Below are 15,694 nucleotides of genomic sequence, written 5' to 3'. Positions count from 1 at the left end.
CGTCCTCCTGGAATCCGCTGGTCGAGCGGCTGGCTGGGTACGTCGTCCATGCTTGCGGGAGTGGCGCCGGGCGTCGATTACCTCGGAGGTCAGGGGCGTACCCCGACGCGGCGTTCAGTCGGCGGGCTCGTCCGGTACGGGGTGCTCGGGGTGCACCGCCCCCGAGTGCGGTGCGCCCCGCCGCCCCGTGCCCGCCTCGTCGGTGTCGGGGACGTCCTCCTCGGCGCGGTCGCCGGGCGGCTGCTTCGGGTCGGCCTCCCACGGGTCCTCCCCGGTACGGGTCTGCTGGTCCTGCATGTCGCGCGGAACGGGCCCGCGGTGGCGGCGGTCGGCCACGACGTACTCCCCTCGCGTCGGTTCGAGCCGTACGCGAGTACCGCGTGGGCGCGTCGCCAAACGTGCCGGGAGCCTCGGTCAGGAACGTGTCCTCGCGAACAGGTCGGCGCGGGCGGTGGACTCGACACCCGGGCTGGTGGCGACCCCGCCGAGCACCGTCCGGGTCATGGCAGCGGCGGCGCAGCCGGGCGTCGAGGCCGGTGCCGTGGAAGGCGCCCCGGTCCCGCAGGGTGACCGGATGTCGCCGTCGTGCCCGGCCGGCGACTCGGCGGTGGACCCAAGGCCGTAGGGGCGAGCCCGGTCCCCGGCACGGTGCGCGGCCTCGCTGCGGCCCGGAACCGTCGGCGACCGGGTGGGGTGTGGGGGCGGCCGGTGTTCCCGCTGGAGGGCGATCAGTACGCGTGGTCCTGTCGTCCGGCGCGGTCACGGCCACGGTGCGGCACCTCTCCCGGTCGGCGGGGCCTCGGCGGCGGCGGACTGGGCGGGATCGCTTGCCGCACCCGACTTGTTCCCCGGGCAGTCAGTTCGGCGCCCGCTCCTGAAGTGCCGCTCGCCAGGCCGGGAGGCGGTCCTCGGCCGCCGGCTGCTCACGCCTGCCGCCGCGGGCGAAGAAGTCGGCCAGCGGCAGGATCGCCGCGCCGACGGTGACCGCGTCGGGGCCGAGGCGGCCCAGGTCGATGGTCACCTTCTCGGCCGGGTGGCGCAGCGCGTAGGTGGTCGCGTGGCGGCGTACGGCGGGCAGGAAGCGGGCACCGAGCTGGAGTCCGGCCCAGCCGCCGATCAGGATCCGCTCCGGCTGGAACAGGTTGATCAGGTCGGAGAGGCCGGCACCTAGGTACTCGGCGGTCTCCTCGAGGACGGCGAGCGCCACCGGATCCTCGGCCGTGCCCTCGGGCGGATACGCGGCGGCCAGCATCGCGGTGATCGCGGTCTCCTCGTCGGTGCCCTCCGGCGGGCGCCCGCCCTTCTCCTCCCAGCGCGCGAGCAAGGACTCGGCACCCGCGTAGGCCTCCAGACAGCCGAGCGCGCCGCAGCGGCAGCGCCGCCCCCGGACCCGTACCGTCAGATGCCCCCACTCGACGGCCCGCCCGTGCTCCACCTCGGGGGTGACGAGGCAGGCGCCGACGCCGGAGCCGAAGAGCACCACGACCGCGTTGCGGGCGCCGCGGCCCGCGCCGAACCACATCTCCGCCTGGCCGAGGGTCTTGGCGCCGTTGTCGATGAAGTACTGCACGGAGTCCGGGAGCTGGGAGCCGGAGCGGAGCAGTTCCTCCAGCGGTACGGCGTCCCAGCCGATCGTCTGCCCGTGCACGACGGCACCCCGGTCCGCGGTGTGCTCGACGATGCCGGGGACGCCCACGCCGACGCCGAGCAGCCGTTCGGGATCGGTCCCGGCCTCGGCGAGGACCTCGGTGACGCCGTCGCGGACATGGCCGACGATGACGTCGACGTCGTACCGCTGGTGCTCCAACGGCCGTTCCGCACGGGCGAGTTCGGTGAGAGTGAGGTCGAACAGCTCGACGCGGACCCGGGTCTCGCCGACGTCCACGCCGATCATGTGCCCGCTGTGCGGAGCGACCCGCAGCAGGGTGCGGGGACGGCCGCCGTCGGAGTCGACGCTGCCGGCCTCCTCGACGAGTCCGTCGGCGATCAGATCCGCGACGACATTGCTCACCGAGCCGGAGCTCAGTCCGGTCGCCGGGCCGAGTTCGAAGCGGCTGAGCGGCCCGTCGAAGTACAGCCGTTGCAGCACCGCCGTGCGGTTGCCCCGCCTGAGGTCGCGTACCGTGCGCCCGTTCCGCCCCGCCATGTGGCTCCCTTCGAACCCTGCCCGACCTGCAACATACCTCTGCTCGTGGGCTCGGCGCGACATTCGTCCAACCCTTAGTTCACGCTATGAGCTAAGCGGACCGGTGAACTCGCTCAGCGAGGGTGGACCGGTCGAGTGCGCGCACGTTGATCCCCACGAGCGGGGATTGTGCCGTGCCCATCCGCCGGCGGCCACCGTAATTCCTCGACGTCACCCCTGACCTGGATGCTTCCTCATCCGCCCACGGCCAGCACGATCTTGCCCCGGTTGTCCCTGCTCTCCAGGCGTTCGTGGGCGGCCCGCGCCTCCTGAAGGGGCAGGAGGGTCTCGATCGGCACACGGTAGGCGCCGGTGGCGACGCGGTCGGCCAGTTCGCGCAGGTCGGCACGCGGATCGTAGCCGTGGATCTGCAGGTTGGTGAGCTGGAAGCCGAGGATCGAGATGTTCTTCGGGTAGAAGTCGCGGGTGTCGATGGTGCTGGGCTCCAGGGCGACGTTGGCGAGGGCCACGACCCGGCCGCCGTGCCCGGCCTCGCGCAGGCTCCGCCCGAGGGCCCGGCCGCCGACCGTGTCCAGGACGATGTCGGCACCGCGCCCGCCGGTCAGCCGCAGCACCTCCTCGACCTCGGCGTCCTCCGCGTGCCGTGAGGTGTCGACGACGTCCCGCGCCCCGAAGCCGCCCGCCCAGGCCGCCTTCTCCGCCGACCCGGCGAGGGCGATGACGCGGGCGCCGGCCTCGGCGGCGATCTGCACGGCAGCGGTGCCCACGCCGCCGGCGGCCGCCTTCACGACGACCGTGTCCTCCTTGGTGACCTTCGCCAGGCGGCGCAGGCAGTACCAGGCCGAGAGCCAGGCCACGGGCAGCGCGGCCGCGTACGTGAGGTCCAGGCCGTCGGGCAGGGCGGTGACCTGTGTGGCGGGGACGGCGGCCAGCTCGGCGTAGAAACCCGGCGCGTTCACCCCGTCGAGCGCCAGGACGCGCTGCCCGACCGCGAAGCCGGTCACCCCCTCCCCCACCGCGGCCACCGTCCCGGCCCCCTCCACGCCCAGGATCAGCGGCGGCCGTCCGGCCCGGTGGTAGGACCCGGCCCTGACCAGGGCGTCGGCGCGGTTCACCCCCGCCGCCACGACCCGCACCAGCACCTGACCGGGACCGGCCACCGGTTCGGGCACCTCCACCGGGACCAGCACCTCGGGCCCGCCGAACTCGTCGATCCGAACCGCACGCATACCGCACCCACCCTTGCTCCGGAAGACACCCGGCACCGACCCACGCCGACACCGGTTGAACTGGTGTCACCATGCGACACCTCATGAACCGGTGTCAAGGCGCTAGTCTGAGTCCATGACCTCGGCACCCGACCCGGCGCTCGCGTTCCCGTTCCTCGGCGGACGCCCGAGCCTGAACTTCGTCGCCACGCTCGGCCGACGGCACTCAACCCCCGTCGAGCGGCTCTCCGACACCGACGCGCTGGCCCGCTGGATCGAGGAGGCGGAGCTGGTGGCGGGTGACCCGCCCGTACCGGTCACGGCCCGTGAGCTGGCCGAGGCCCGGGTGCTGCGGGAGGCCGTGAACCGCGTCGTACGGGCTGCGATGGCAGGGCGGGAGCCGGAGGCGGACGACGTGGCGCGGGTCAACGAGACGGCGGCCGGACCCGACCTCGCGCCCCAGCTCGGTCCCCGGCGCTGGACGGCACGGCATCCGGCGCGCGCCGCCCTGGCGACCGTGGCCCGGGACGCCGTCCTGCTGGTGGGCAGCCCCCAGCTGGAGCGGGTGAAGGAGTGCGGGAACCCAGAATGTTCGCTGCTGTTCCTCGACGACTCCCAGGCCCGGCGTCGCCGTTGGTGCTCGATGGAGCGGTGCGGCAACCTCGCGAAGGTCCACGGCTACCGGTCGCGCGGCCGGGCCGCGACCACTCGCTGACGGCGGAGAACCCCCTCGGAGCAGGCGTTCTTCTGTGCCCTGTACGTTCGACGCCGCCGCCGAAAGGGAAGACGCCAAGGGATGCAAGAGGAACGGAAGTGGACGGCGGGGGCGGCGCGGCTCCTGAGGCGCCACCGGGACCCCGTGGTCGTACAGACGCTGCGCTCGGCCGCCGCGGCGACGATCGCGTATGTCCTCGCGCTGCGGCTGAGCCCGGAGCCCGCGCCGCTCACCGCGCCCCTGACCGCCCTGCTGGTCGTCCAGGTCACCCTGTACGCCACGCTCAAGAACGGCATCCGCCGGGTGAACTCGGTGGTGGCGGGCGTCCTCGTCGCCATCGCCTTCAGCCTGCTGGTGGGGCTGACCTGGTGGAGTCTCGCGCTGCTGATCGTGGCCTCGCTGGCCGTGGGCCATCTGGTGCGCGTCGACGAGTACGTGCCCGAGGTGGCCATCAGCGCCATGCTGGTGCTCGGCGTCACGACCGTCGGGAACACGGCCTGGGCGCGGGTGGTGGAGACACTGATCGGGGCGGCCGTGGGCATGGCCTGCAATCTGCTGCTGCCGCCCCCGGTGTGGGTGGACGAGGCCGGGGAGTCGATCGAGGGCCTGGCGCGGCGGGTGCGGCAACTGATGCTGCGCATGGGCGAGGAGGCCGCCGGCCGCACTCCGGTGGAGGTGGCGGCGGCGCGGCTGCACGAGGCGCGCCGGCTCGACCACGACATCGTCGAGGTGGACGGGGCGCTGCGGCAGGCCGAGGACAGCCTGCGGCTCAATCCGCGCGTCAAGGAGGGGCTGCTGCGCCGGGTGGTGCTGCGCACCGGCCTGGACACCCTGGAGATCTGCACGGTCGTGATGCGGGTGCTGGCCCGCACCTTCACCGATCTGACCAAGGCCCGCGACCCCGAGCCGCTCTTCCCGTCGGAGGCGGGCGCGACCGTCGAGCGGCTGCTGTCCGAGATCGGTGACGCCGTGGTCAGTTTCGCGGTGCTGGTGACCACCGACCTCAGCCGCAGCGCCGACGCGGCGGAGGAGCGGCTGAGCGCGGAGCTGCACGCCGCGGCGGCCACCCGCGACAAGCTGGCCCTGCTGCTGCGGGACGAGGTCGAGCGCGACAGCCGGCACTGGCAGCTGCACGGCGCCGTCCTGACCGAGGTGAACCGGATGATCGACGAACTCGACACCGAGCACCGCTCACGCCGACTGCTGGAGGAACTGGACCGTGTCTCCGGTGAGCAGCGCGCGAAGCTGCCCCGCCTGACCTGGCTGCGGGAGCGGGTGGGCGTACCCGAGAGGCTGCGCCGGAACCGCCCGGGTGCCGACCGGCGTTCTCTTTGACGGGACACCCGGGCCGTCGAACCGAGGGGACACCCGGGGGCAGCGAAGGGGGACACGCGGATGAGCGACACGGCCGTACGGATCGACGGGAACACGCTGCGGCTGCCGGGCGGTGTGGCGGTGCGGTTCGTGCGCACGCTGCGGCTGCCCGAGACGGGTACGCATCCGCTGCCGCCGGGTCTGGGCGAGTTCCCCGTCCGGCGGGTGGCCGACTTCCCGGACACGGTGCCGGCGCAGTGGCGGGCCCGCGGTGGCGTGATGCTGCCGGTGTATCTGCGCGAGGCGATGTGGCTGAGCTTCGCGGGCACGACGGAGCCGGCCGCACTGCAGGTCGGGGTCGGCAAGGTGTGCGCCGTGTCCGGCAAGCGGTGGAGCGATCGGCTGTCGCGCAGGCCGCAGAACTATGTCGTGCTGCCCCGGCAGCCCTGGCTGGACGGCATCAACTCCGGGAAGGGGACGGTCCGCCAGTTCGTGGCCGTGCCGCTGGGGCTGGGCGCGACGGTGGAGGGTCAGGTCACGGGCGAGGAGGTGTGGGGCGGCGTCCAGTTGCAGTCGTTCCCGTTGCGGGACGAGCCGCTCGCCGAGTGGCGCAGGCAGGAGCGGATCCGCCGGGAGCGGATGAGCACGACCATGGCGGTCGGCGGGTACGGCGCCGCCATGCCCATGGCCGCGCCGGCCCCCGGGGCACCGCCCGCCCCCGGCGCGATACCGGCGCCTGCCGCCGCGCCGCGTTCCCCGATGGCCGCCGCCATGGGGCTCGGCGTCGGGGGCTCGATGCGCCAGGAGGTCTACCAGGACGACCGGAAGCTCAAGGACTGGGCCGAGAAGCCGGCCGGGCGGGTGTTCGTGCATCTGGTGACGCCCCCGGAGTGGCGCCGCATCACGGGCGAGGCGCCCCCGCCGTCGCCGGTGGACCGGGCGGCGTACACCCGGGCGGGACTCCCCTGGTACGACTACTACGACCAGGACGGCGAGGACCTCGCCCCCACGGACACCCTCGGCGCGGTCAAGCCGGTCGGCGACTGGCTCGGGGACGACCTGGAGCCCTGGCAGGAGCCCACTTGCGGCCAGGTGAAGCAGCTGAAGGACACGCCGGGCGAGCCGGTCGAGGACGGTGAGTGGTAGACACCGCTTCTCATTGCACCCTGCGCAACGCTCATTGCCGTTCTTGCGTTTGACCGCGGGTCCGCGCCAAGGTGACTGTCACGACCGAGGCAGCCGACGACCTGAGGGTGCGGGCATGGACAGTGGGGCGCAAGCGGCGGGCGGCGGCTGGAGCCGGCGCCGGTTCGTCGGGGCCCTGGCGGGAACGGCGGTTATGGTGACCGTCCCGGCACCGGCGGCTCCGCGGACGAGCGCACCGCAGGCTCCACGGACCGGGGCATCCGAGGCTCCTCGGACGGGCGCACCGGCGGCACAGGAACCGGCGCCCGCCGAGGCCTCCCGGAAACCGCCCCGCCCGCACCCCCTCTACCTGGGCACCTACACCTCGGCGGAGGGCGGCGGCACCGGCATCGGCCTGGCCGCGTACGACCCGGCGACGGGCGGGATCACCGGCGCCGGGACGCTCACCGGCCTCGCCGACCCGTCGTATCTCGCCCTGCATCCGAACGGCCGCACCCTGTACGCGGTGAACGAGCGCGCGGACGGGGGCGTGACCGCGGTCCGCCTGGCCGACCGGCGGATCCTCGGCAGCCGGAGCACCGGCGGCTCGGCCCCCTGTCATCTGTCCGTCCACCCCTCCGGACGGTGGCTGCTGAGCGCCAACTACCAGTCGGGCAGCGTGGCCGTGCACCCGATCGACGCCTCGGGCGCCCTCGGGGAGCACACCGACGTGGTCACGCACTCCAGCCCGGCGCCCGGTCCCGGGCAACAGGGGCCCCATGCGCACCAGTTCGTCACCAGCCCCGACGGAGGTCATGCCCTCGCCGTCGACCTGGGCACCGACACCGTCTACAGCTACCGCCTCGATCCGGTGAAGGGCACGCTCACCGAGGTCGCCCGGGCCGCGACCCGGCCGGGCGCGGGCCCGCGCCACCTCACCTTCCACCCGGGCGGCCGGTACGCCTATCTGGCCAACGAGGTGGACAACACGGTCGCGGTGTGCGCCTACGACCCGCGCACCGGTCGCCTGACGATCGGCGAGGCGCAGTCCACGGGCACCGGCGAGGGCACGAGCTACCCGGCGCAGATCCTGGTGACCGCGAACGGCTCGTACGCCTACCTGGCCAACCGCGGCCACAACAGCCTCACGCGCTACGCCGTCGAGGCGGACGGGGCCCGGCTGCGGCTGCTCGGCACCGTGCCGGTGTCCGGTGACTTCCCGCGACAGATCGCCTTCTCGCCGGACGGGCGGCTGCTGTTCGCGGCGAACCAGCGCTCCAGCACGGTCAGCGTCTTCCATGTGGACGTGAGCAGCGGTGAACTGCGGCTCGCGGGCGAGCCGTTCTCCTCACCGGTCGCCGTCTGCGCGCTGCCGCTGTAGCGGGCGGGGGCAGGAGGCCGCGCTCGCCTGCGTCAGCAGGACGTGCATGCGCTCGGTCAGCTGCCCGACGTCGTCGGCGGGTGCGTGGAACGGCAGGCGTACGTCTCCGTGGGCGCGGGCGCGCTCGATGCGCAGCGTCAGCCCGTGCCGGTCCACGGCGAGGGGCTGGACGCGGACCGCCGCATGCAGGCTGTCGGGCTCGACCAGGCGGGTGAGGCGCTCGACGGCGTCCGGATGGGCGTCGGCGAGATGGGTGAGGAGCTGGGCCTCTGCGGCGGCCAGCGGGTCGGGTGCGGCGGCGGCGAACTCGTCGAGGTCGACGACCACGGAGCCGGAGGGCCGGCGCAGCACGACCCGGCTGGGCCGGAAGGCGAGGTGGCCGTCCTCGACGGCGAACCAGCCGGCGAGCCAGAGGCGTGCGCGGATCCGGCTGCGCACCGGGACGGGCGCGACGTCGGCGAACTCCAGCACGGCCGACGGCTCCCCGCGCGGTGCGCAGATCGCGGCCGCGAGCAGGGCGCTGTCCTCGGGAACGTGCAGGATCACCCGGCCGTCCCCGGTGACGGTGTGCGCACCGACGAACTCCTCACGGCCGCCCTCCGCGGTCGCCGCGCAGGACCAAGCGGCGGCGAGCACCGACCGCGCCTGCTCCGCCGCCCCGGGCGCGGCCGTCCAGGCCTGGCTGTCACCCATCCCGAAACCTCCTTAGGTAAGGCTTGCCTAACCTACCGAAGATCGGGGCACACGCCAACCGGGCGCTCCGGCCCGCACCGTCAGGAGATGACCCCCAGCAGCGCCCGCGCGCACAGATCCCGCACCTGGTCCCGGGTCAGGTCCGAGCCGCGCAGCCACTCCAGGCACACGGCCGTCGTGAAGGCCAGCCAGCCGCGGACCGCGAGCCGCACCTCGGGGCGCTCCTCGAAGAGCGGCCCGAACTCCGGGTCCGCGGACAGGGCCGCCAGGATCTGTTGCTCCTGGGCGGCCAGAGCCCGCCGATAGACCCGCCGCACCGCCTGGTCGCCGGCCGCGTCGGCGCGATGGAAGGCCCGGTAGCCGTGGGCGTGCGCCTCGACGTACTGCAGATAGGTGTCGAGACCGGCGGTGAGCTGCTCGCGCACCGGCACCCCGGGCACCGCCGCCGTCATACGCAGCATCCGCTCGCTCTCGCGCTCGACGACCGCCGCGAAGAAGTCCCGTTTCGTCGGGAAGTAGTGGTACAGCAGACCCCGGGAGACCCCGGCGATCTCGGCTACCTGCTCGATCCACACGTCGTCGTAGGGGCTCTCCGAGAACAGTCTGGCCCCGACGGACAGGAGCTGCTCCCGACGCTCCCCGGTGGTGAGTCTGCGGCGGGTGCGCTCGCCCTGGTTCGCGGCCATGTCCGCACTTTACTTGACGCCTGTTCAACAAGGGGACCAGACTGAAACCCACTATTGAACCCACGTACAACACGCTCACCGCAGCTCAACCTGCCGCTGGATCAAAGGAGATCGCGTCATGGCGGAGACGGACACCTCGACGACGGCCGGGGAAGCACTGCCCAGAGGCTTTCGTGGCGCCGAGCAGGGCTGGCCCGAGCTGCACCGCATTCCGCATCCGCCGCGCAGGGTCCCCCTGCTGGGCGATGTGCTCGGCGTCGACCGGCGCACCCCCGTGCAGGACTCGCTGCGTTACGCCCGTGAGCTGGGCCCGATCTTCCGGCGCAAGGCGTTCGGCAACGAGTTCGTGTTCGTGTGGGGCGCCCGCCTCACGGCCGACATCTCGGACGAGTCCCGGTTCGCCAAGCATGTGGGCCTGGGTGTCGCCAATCTGCGTCCGGTCGCCGGGGACGGGCTGTTCACGGCGTACAACCACGAGCCCAACTGGCAGCTGGCGCACGACGTCCTGGCCCCCGCCTTCAGCCGCGAGGCCATGGAGGGCTACCACCCCATGATGCTGGCCGTGGCCGGGCAGCTGACCGACCACTGGGACCGGGAGCTGGCCGCGGGCCGCGCCGTGGACGTGCCCGGCGACATGACCAAGCTGACCCTGGAGACGATCGCCCGCACCGGGTTCGGGCACGACTTCGGGTCGTTCGAGCGCGACCGGCTGCATCCCTTCGTCAGCTCGATGGTGGGCACGCTCACCTACGCCCAGCGGCTGAACACCGTGCCCGCGCCGCTGGTCCGGCTGCTACTGCGGCGGGCCGACCGGCGCAACGCCGCCGACATCGCCTTCCTCAACCGCACCGTCGACGGCCTCGTACAGGCCCGGCGCCGGTCGGGCAGCGGGGCCGGGGACCTGCTCGACCGGATGCTCGACACCGCGCATCCGGAGACCGGGGAGCGGCTGTCGCCGGAGAACGTCCGGCACCAGGTGATCACTTTCCTGGTGGCCGGGCACGAGACCACCTCCGGCGCGCTGTCCTTCGCCCTGCACTACCTCTCCCGGCACCCGGACGTCGCCGCCCGGGCCCGCGCCGAGGTGGACCGTGTCTGGGGCGACACCGCGGCGCCCGGATACGACCAGGTCGCCAAGTTGCGGTATGTGCGCCGGGTGCTCGACGAGTCGCTGCGGCTGTGGCCGACCGCGCCCGCCTACGCCCGCGAGGCACGGCAGGACACGGTGCTGGCCGGGGAGCATCCGATGCGGCGGGGCGCCTGGGCGCTGGTGCTGACGCCGATGCTGCACCGCGATCCCGAGGTGTGGGGCGCGGATGCCGAGGAGTTCGACCCGGACCGGTTCGACGCGAAGGCCGTACGCGGGCGTGCGCCGCACACCTTCAAACCGTTCGGCTCCGGGGCGCGGGCCTGCATCGGCCGCCAGTTCGCGCTGCACGAGGCGACCCTGGTCCTCGGCCTGCTGCTGCGCCGCTACGACCTCGTGTCCGACCCGGACTACCGGCTGCGGGTGACCGAGCGGCTGACGCTGATACCGGACGGGCTGCGGCTGCGTCTGGAGCGCCGCCCCGCACCCGCGCCGGCCGCGCCGGTCACCGTCCCCGAGGCCCCGGCGTCAGAGCCGCGCTGCCCAGTGCACGGGATGGGCGACTGACTCCGGCAGTCTGGTTCCGGTGCTTCCCCGGGCCGCGTTGAGCTGCGGCTGGGTCAGGAAGAACGCGCCGGTCAGATCCGCGTCCGTGAGATCGGCGCCGCGCAGATCGGCGCCGATCATGTCCGCGCCGCGCAGATCGGCGCCGGTGAGGTCGGCGGCGATGAGGTAGGCACCGCGCAGGCTGGCGCCGCGCAGGTCGGCCCCCTTGAGGCGGGCACCCATGAGGTCGGCGCCCCGGCGGTCCTTCTTCTTGCCTCGGACGCCCGCCCGCGCCAGTTCGCTGGTGCGCAGCAGCAGGACGTTGACCTCCTGCCGGTGGGCGGCCACGTCGAACACGGCCAGTTCCCCGGGGCTCTGTCCGGTGAGCCGCTCGGTCTTCTCCAGGGCCGCGCGCAGCTCGGCGTGGACGGGGCGGGCCGCGGGGAGGCTCAGCGCCTCGGTGAGGTACCAGAGCAGTTCATGGAGCTGTCGTACGACCGGGAACACCTCGAACATCTGCCGGGCGTGCTCCTTGGAACCGCCGCGCCAGTCCTGTCCGCCGAAGACGACCTGCGAGACCTGCTGACCGGCGCCGAAGCAGTCGTAGACCGTACAGCCGGTGAAGCCCTTCTGCCGCAGGCCGGCATGGATGCCGCACCGGTGGTCGTCCTGGAGGTTCCGGCAGGGCTGGCCGGCGGGCTTGTCGACCGCGAAGTCGGCCGAGGCGGCGAAGGGCAGGGCGACACAGCAGAGCCCGAAGCAACGCACGCAATCGCCACGCAGTCCGGTCCGGTCGGCTATCTGGTCTGGCATGCGCCCAGCCTACTGACCTGCGGAACCACCCCGGCCTTCGCGCTCAACGCCCCACAGTCCCGCCCCTCCGCACCCGCCGTGAAGCGCCGTCTTCCTGCGCCCGCAGCCATGCCGCGTCCTCACCGGGCGGCAGGCCGAGGCGCACGCACCGCGCCGCGGGCAGGCCGCGCCCGGCGACGCCAAGCGGGCCTCGGTCCTCGGCCGGCCCAGCGAGGCGCGGTTCACGGTGATCGAGGCGCTCGCGACCGTGGCGGAGGAGGCCGGCGCGAGCCCGGCGGCCGTGGCTCTGGCCTGGGTACAGGGCCGCCCCGGCGTCACCTCCACCCTCCTCGGCCCGCGCACACTGGAGCACCTGGAGGCCAACGTGGCCGCGCCGGACGTACGGCTGACGCCGGATCAGACGGCGGCGCTGGACGAGGTGTCGGCCCCGGTCCTCAACTTTCCCTACGACCTCAACCGCCGGGTCGGCCCCATGCTCAAGAACGCCGGTGCCACCGTCGACGGCGTGACCAGCCTGGTGTATCCGCCGCTGCTCGCCAATACCACCCGCTACTGAGCAGGCCCCGATCCCCCCTCAGGGAACGGAAACTCACCGATGAGTTTCCGGCCCTGTGGGGGTCTTCTCATGCAACGGAAAACAAGCTCGGCTACCACAGAGGGAGCACCCCGCAGAGGCAGGAGCCGACCGAGCCGAGGAGACGGACCATGTGCAGCCACCAGCCCCCGTGCCCCACCGCCGACCTGCCCGACCACCACGCGGCCGTCATCGTGTCGGCCCACCCCGAGCAGGGGTGGAGCCTGCTCTGCAACGGCACCATCGTCTTCGACGACACCGGTGAACTCCTTCCCGACGGACAGGCCGTGGACCCGCACCGCGCCCTGGGCCCGCCGGCCGTGGCCGCCTGAACCTCACTCCTCCAGTGCGGGCAGCTCGAGCCGGGCGAGTCGCTCGGGGTCGGCCAGGATGTACATCCCGGTGATCTTCCCGTCCGCGACGGTGAGGGACGCGACCGCCATGGGCTTGCCCTCCGGCGCGGTGACGAGCCCCAGGGACCCGTTGACCAGCGCGAGCCGGGCGAATCCGGCGAACTGCGAGAACGTGGCCGCCTGTTCGGCCACCGCCTTGGCCCCGTGCACGACCTTGGACACGGCCGCTCCGCGCACCAGGGCGCCGGCGTCGGCGCGCAGCACCACGTCCGGGTGGAGCACGGCGACCAGCGCCTCGAAGTCGCCGCCGCGCGAGGCGGCCAGGAAGGCCTCGACCACCTCGCGCTGCCGCCCGAGGTCCGGGTCGGCCGGCGGGGTCGCGCCCTGGACCCGGCGACGGGCCCGGCTGGCCAACTGCCGGGTCGCGGCCGGGGTGCGTTCCACGACGGGCGCGATGTCGTCGAACGGCACCGCGAACAGGTCGTGCAGGACGAACGTCAGCCGCTCTGCGGGTTCCAGCGTCTCCAGGACGACCAGGAGGGCCACGCCGACCGAGTCGGCCTGGAGCACCTCCTGTTCGGGGTCGATCTGCGACAGCGGCCGGATCACCGGGTCCGGGACGAACGTGTCGTCCATCGGCTCCTCACGGCGGGCGCCGCGGGAGCGCAGCATGTCGAGGCAGACCCGCCCGACCACGGTGGTCAGCCAGCCGCCGAGATTCCTGATCTCGTCCGGATCGGTGCGGCCCAGTCTGAACCAGGACTCCTGCACCGCGTCCTCGGCCTCCGCGAGCGAGCCCAGCATCCGGTAGGCCACCGCGCGCAGATGTCCGCGGTGTTCCTCGAAGCGGTCGGCCAGGAGTTCCGTGTCGTTCATTCCGTCCCCGTTCGATTGGTTGAGTGGCGCAGGGCCGCTAAGTCCCTAGCGGCCGAACAGCTCGAAGGCGACCGCCGGCTTCCCGCCGAAGCGTTCGCCGGTGGCGGTGGCGTGCCCGGTCAGGAAGGTGCGTGCGTAGGTCTCCGGGTCCTCGTCGGTCAACGCCCGTATATAGGTGCGGTGTTCGAGCAGGGAGCGCACCGCGCGACCCAGGCCGGGTGTGGCGTCCACCGCGTGGGTCGGGCTGCTGGAGCCGGCGACGGCCACCCAGCGGACGCCGTTCCATGGTTCCAGGCCCTGTTCGGCGAGTTCCGGGAAGATCCAGCGGTTGCCGGCGTCCGCGGCCGCGTCCAGGGTGGCGCGGCCGACGGCGACATGGTCGGGGGTGTTCCAGGCGACGCCGCCCCAGGTGTCCCGGTGGTTGAGGGTGAGGACGAGTTCGGGGCGGTGGCGGCGGATCGCGGCGGCTATGTCGCGGCGCAGGGCAGTGCCGTATTCGACAACGCCGTCCCTGTGGTCGAGGAATTCCACGGTCGAGACTCCGACCACGGCCGCGCTCGCCCGCTGCTCCTGTTCCCGCAGCGGACCGCACTTGGCGGGTTCGAGTGTGTCGATGCCCGCCTCGCCGCGCGTCGCCAGGACGTAGGCCACCTCGCGGCCGTCGTCGGTCCAAGCGGCGATCGCCGCGGCGCACCCGTACTCGAGGTCGTCCGGGTGCGCCACCACGGCCAGGGCGCGCCGCCAGTCGTCAGGCATGGGCTGAAGCTGACTGATCTTCGGCTCGGTCATGGGCGCAGACTATGCGGCCCTGCCGTCCTCGCAACCGCTTTTGAGTCCGCGCTCAAGCCTCGTCACGGGTCAGCGCGAGCAGCCGGTCCAGGACGCGGGGAGCACCGGCCCGCAGGCCGTCGTGCTCGAACTCGTCGGTCACCCAGGTGCGCAGCCCACGGATCGCACGGGCGGTCCGCAGGGAGTGGGTGGTGTCGACGTACATGTCGTCGTGATAGACGGCCGCGGCGACCGGGACCTCGTTGGCGGCGAGCCGGGCCGGGTCGTACAGATGCTGCCAGTCGGTGCGGGCGGCAAGCGCGTCGGCCGTGTCGCGCAGGGGGCGCAGGGCCGGGTCGCTGTCGAACATCCAGGGGTAGATGTTCTCGCCGGTGAACAGCACCGGCGCGTCGCCGGCAAGGGCCTTGGGGGCATCGAACTGCGGGAACTCGGCACGGATCCGTTCGGCGGCCCAGGCGGTGGGGCGGGTGTCCTGGCCGTAGATCGGCTCGTGGAGGAGGGCGAAGAGCGGGTGGTCCGCGTAGGAGAGGAGGCCCTGGACCTCTTCCTGGAAGGCGTCGGACAGTTCGGTGCCCTGCGGGGTGCGGACGAAGGCGTTCTCCAGGAGGTAGTGGAGGCGGTGGCTGCCGTCGCTAGCGCCGAGCATGAGTCCGAGGGACTGGAAGGCCTCGACGGTGAGGCGGTAGCCGTTCGGCAGGACCACGTCGTGGGTCAGCAGGTGGTCGGCGATACGGCGGGCGCGCTCGACGTCCTGCGGGTAGCTGGCGTAGTGCGCGGTGACCTTGCGCTCGATGCGCGGGTAGGCGGCCCGGTACACGTCGTCGGCGTGGGCGTCCAGGGAGGGCAGGCCGCCGGTGATCACTGCGGTGGCCAGGCCCTCCGGGGCCAGGGACAGATAGCTGACCGTGCAGAAGCCGCCGAAGCTCTGACCGAGGACGGTCCAGGGGGCGCCGCCGGTGAGCCGGGCGCGGATCAGCTCGCAGTCGCGGACGATGGAGTCGGCGCGGAAGTGGGCGAGGTAGTCGGCCTGCTCGGCGGGGCCGCCGCGCAGCGGGAGAGTCTGCCGGTTGGCGGGCGTGGAGTGGCCGGTGCCACGCTGGTCGAGGAGCAGGACGCGGTACTCGTCCAGGGCTCGGTCGAGCCAGGCCTGCCGCCCGATGAAACGGTTCGCCCCATAGCCGGGACCGCCCTGGAGATAGACCAGCCACGGCAGGTCCTGCCGCGCCTTGGCACTGGCGACGACCTCACGGGCGTAGAGCTCGATCGTCTCGCCCTCCGGGTCGGCGTGGTCCAGGGGCACGGTGAAGTGGCGGTCTGTGAGGACGACGCCGGGCTGGCGATAGCTGAGGCTCAACAGGTCTCCCGGGACGGACGGATGGTCGCGTCCC

At 73.1% G+C, this 15,694-nt stretch carries 16 protein-coding genes; 7 read left to right on the top strand and 9 right to left on the bottom strand.

Annotated features, from left to right (window positions below; all coding sequences use genetic code 11):
* Nucleotides 1-114: 114 nt before the first annotated feature.
* The 3 genes from Q8A52_RS11700 to Q8A52_RS11690 form a co-directional block, all read right to left on the bottom strand.
* Nucleotides 115-336, bottom strand: a complete 222-nt coding sequence (locus tag Q8A52_RS11700; RefSeq protein ID WP_408649186.1) for a hypothetical protein — start codon at nucleotides 334-336, stop codon at nucleotides 115-117.
* Between the two features lie 520 nt (nucleotides 337-856).
* Complete coding sequence (locus tag Q8A52_RS11695) at nucleotides 857-2,146, bottom strand: ROK family transcriptional regulator (protein ID WP_316750802.1); 1,290 nt, start codon at nucleotides 2,144-2,146, stop codon at nucleotides 857-859.
* A gap of 233 nt (nucleotides 2,147-2,379) precedes the next feature.
* Complete coding sequence (locus tag Q8A52_RS11690) at nucleotides 2,380-3,375, bottom strand: quinone oxidoreductase family protein (protein WP_316750800.1); 996 nt, start codon at nucleotides 3,373-3,375, stop codon at nucleotides 2,380-2,382.
* Between the two features lie 115 nt (nucleotides 3,376-3,490).
* Here Q8A52_RS11690 and Q8A52_RS11685 point away from each other — a divergent pair, with 115 nt between their 5' ends.
* The 4 genes from Q8A52_RS11685 (at nucleotide 3,491) to Q8A52_RS11670 (ending at nucleotide 7,889) form a co-directional block, all read left to right on the top strand.
* Nucleotides 3,491-4,069 (top strand): CGNR zinc finger domain-containing protein, encoded by a 579-nt coding sequence (locus Q8A52_RS11685; RefSeq protein ID WP_316750798.1) that lies wholly within the window; start codon nucleotides 3,491-3,493, stop codon nucleotides 4,067-4,069.
* 81 nt (nucleotides 4,070-4,150) lie between these two features.
* Nucleotides 4,151-5,404, top strand: coding sequence for an FUSC family protein (locus Q8A52_RS11680; RefSeq protein ID WP_316750797.1), 1,254 nt, complete (start codon nucleotides 4,151-4,153; stop codon nucleotides 5,402-5,404).
* A gap of 60 nt (nucleotides 5,405-5,464) precedes the next feature.
* Nucleotides 5,465-6,529, top strand: coding sequence for a hypothetical protein (locus tag Q8A52_RS11675; protein ID WP_316750796.1), 1,065 nt, complete (start codon nucleotides 5,465-5,467; stop codon nucleotides 6,527-6,529).
* 115 nt (nucleotides 6,530-6,644) lie between these two features.
* Nucleotides 6,645-7,889: a lactonase family protein gene (locus Q8A52_RS11670; protein ID WP_316750794.1), complete on the top strand. Its 1,245-nt coding sequence runs from the start codon at nucleotides 6,645-6,647 to the stop codon at nucleotides 7,887-7,889.
* On the opposite strand, the gene Q8A52_RS11665 is transcribed toward Q8A52_RS11670, so the two are convergent.
* Together Q8A52_RS11665 and Q8A52_RS11660 are read right to left on the bottom strand one after the other, a co-directional pair.
* On the bottom strand, nucleotides 7,857-8,582 hold the full coding sequence (locus tag Q8A52_RS11665; RefSeq protein ID WP_316750792.1) for a DUF2470 domain-containing protein: 726 nt from the start codon (nucleotides 8,580-8,582) through the stop codon (nucleotides 7,857-7,859). The two genes, Q8A52_RS11670 and Q8A52_RS11665, sit on opposite strands and share 33 nt — an antisense overlap.
* A gap of 80 nt (nucleotides 8,583-8,662) precedes the next feature.
* Nucleotides 8,663-9,268, bottom strand: coding sequence for a TetR/AcrR family transcriptional regulator (locus Q8A52_RS11660; RefSeq protein WP_316750790.1), 606 nt, complete (start codon nucleotides 9,266-9,268; stop codon nucleotides 8,663-8,665).
* A gap of 118 nt (nucleotides 9,269-9,386) precedes the next feature.
* On the opposite strand from Q8A52_RS11660, the gene Q8A52_RS11655 reads away from it, so the two are divergent.
* Entirely contained in the window at nucleotides 9,387-10,922 is a 1,536-nt protein-coding gene (locus Q8A52_RS11655; RefSeq protein WP_316750788.1) for a cytochrome P450, read from the top strand.
* On the opposite strand, the gene Q8A52_RS11650 is transcribed toward Q8A52_RS11655, so the two are convergent.
* Nucleotides 10,884-11,714 carry a pentapeptide repeat-containing protein gene (locus tag Q8A52_RS11650; RefSeq protein ID WP_316750786.1) on the bottom strand — a complete coding sequence of 277 codons (831 nt, stop codon included), beginning with the start codon at nucleotides 11,712-11,714 and terminating at the stop codon, nucleotides 10,884-10,886. The two genes, Q8A52_RS11655 and Q8A52_RS11650, sit on opposite strands and share 39 nt — an antisense overlap.
* Nucleotides 11,715-11,808: 94 nt before the next feature.
* On the opposite strand from Q8A52_RS11650, the gene Q8A52_RS11645 reads away from it, so the two are divergent.
* Nucleotides 11,809-12,270 carry an aldo/keto reductase gene (locus Q8A52_RS11645; RefSeq protein ID WP_316751034.1) on the top strand — a complete coding sequence of 154 codons (462 nt, stop codon included), beginning with the start codon at nucleotides 11,809-11,811 and terminating at the stop codon, nucleotides 12,268-12,270.
* 149 nt (nucleotides 12,271-12,419) lie between these two features.
* Nucleotides 12,420-12,620: a DUF5999 family protein gene (locus Q8A52_RS11640; protein WP_316750784.1), complete on the top strand. Its 201-nt coding sequence runs from the start codon at nucleotides 12,420-12,422 to the stop codon at nucleotides 12,618-12,620.
* Between the two features lie 3 nt (nucleotides 12,621-12,623).
* Here the strand turns inward: Q8A52_RS11640 and sigJ are convergent, their stop codons facing one another.
* The 3 genes from sigJ to Q8A52_RS11625 are packed head-to-tail and all read right to left on the bottom strand — an operon-like array spanning nucleotide 12,624 to nucleotide 15,660.
* Nucleotides 12,624-13,517 (bottom strand): RNA polymerase sigma factor SigJ, encoded by an 894-nt coding sequence (sigJ, locus tag Q8A52_RS11635; protein ID WP_316750782.1) that lies wholly within the window; start codon nucleotides 13,515-13,517, stop codon nucleotides 12,624-12,626.
* A 45-nt stretch (nucleotides 13,518-13,562) separates the two neighbouring features.
* Nucleotides 13,563-14,306, bottom strand: coding sequence for a PIG-L deacetylase family protein (locus Q8A52_RS11630; RefSeq protein ID WP_316750780.1), 744 nt, complete (start codon nucleotides 14,304-14,306; stop codon nucleotides 13,563-13,565).
* 52 nt (nucleotides 14,307-14,358) lie between these two features.
* Complete coding sequence (locus Q8A52_RS11625; RefSeq protein WP_316750778.1) at nucleotides 14,359-15,660, bottom strand: alpha/beta fold hydrolase; 1,302 nt, start codon at nucleotides 15,658-15,660, stop codon at nucleotides 14,359-14,361.
* Nucleotides 15,661-15,694 lie beyond the last annotated feature (34 nt).

Origin of the sequence: Streptomyces herbicida, assembly GCF_032656585.1 — a bacterium.
Taxonomy (GTDB): domain Bacteria; phylum Actinomycetota; class Actinomycetes; order Streptomycetales; family Streptomycetaceae; genus Streptomyces; species Streptomyces herbicida.
The sequence above is the reverse complement of the archived record's forward strand: the minus strand, read 5'-3'. Positions and strand labels throughout refer to the sequence as shown.

Bases quoted from the DNA above. Each gene is read 5' to 3' on its own strand.
- Q8A52_RS11695 (WP_316750802.1), bottom strand. From the start codon at position 2,146: ATGGCGGGGCGGAACGGGCGCACGGTACGCGACCTCAGGCGGGGCAAC.
- Q8A52_RS11690 (WP_316750800.1), bottom strand. From the start codon at position 3,375: ATGCGTGCGGTTCGGATCGACGAGTTCGGCGGGCCCGAGGTGCTGGTC.
- Q8A52_RS11685 (WP_316750798.1), top strand. From the start codon at position 3,491: ATGACCTCGGCACCCGACCCGGCGCTCGCGTTCCCGTTCCTCGGCGGA.
- Q8A52_RS11680 (WP_316750797.1), top strand. From the start codon at position 4,151: ATGCAAGAGGAACGGAAGTGGACGGCGGGGGCGGCGCGGCTCCTGAGG.
- Q8A52_RS11675 (WP_316750796.1), top strand. From the start codon at position 5,465: ATGAGCGACACGGCCGTACGGATCGACGGGAACACGCTGCGGCTGCCG.
- Q8A52_RS11670 (WP_316750794.1), top strand. From the start codon at position 6,645: ATGGACAGTGGGGCGCAAGCGGCGGGCGGCGGCTGGAGCCGGCGCCGG.
- Q8A52_RS11665 (WP_316750792.1), bottom strand. From the start codon at position 8,582: ATGGGTGACAGCCAGGCCTGGACGGCCGCGCCCGGGGCGGCGGAGCAG.
- Q8A52_RS11660 (WP_316750790.1), bottom strand. From the start codon at position 9,268: ATGGCCGCGAACCAGGGCGAGCGCACCCGCCGCAGACTCACCACCGGG.
- Q8A52_RS11655 (WP_316750788.1), top strand. From the start codon at position 9,387: ATGGCGGAGACGGACACCTCGACGACGGCCGGGGAAGCACTGCCCAGA.
- Q8A52_RS11650 (WP_316750786.1), bottom strand. From the start codon at position 11,714: ATGCCAGACCAGATAGCCGACCGGACCGGACTGCGTGGCGATTGCGTG.
- Q8A52_RS11640 (WP_316750784.1), top strand. From the start codon at position 12,420: ATGTGCAGCCACCAGCCCCCGTGCCCCACCGCCGACCTGCCCGACCAC.
- sigJ (WP_316750782.1), bottom strand. From the start codon at position 13,517: ATGAACGACACGGAACTCCTGGCCGACCGCTTCGAGGAACACCGCGGA.
- Q8A52_RS11630 (WP_316750780.1), bottom strand. From the start codon at position 14,306: ATGACCGAGCCGAAGATCAGTCAGCTTCAGCCCATGCCTGACGACTGG.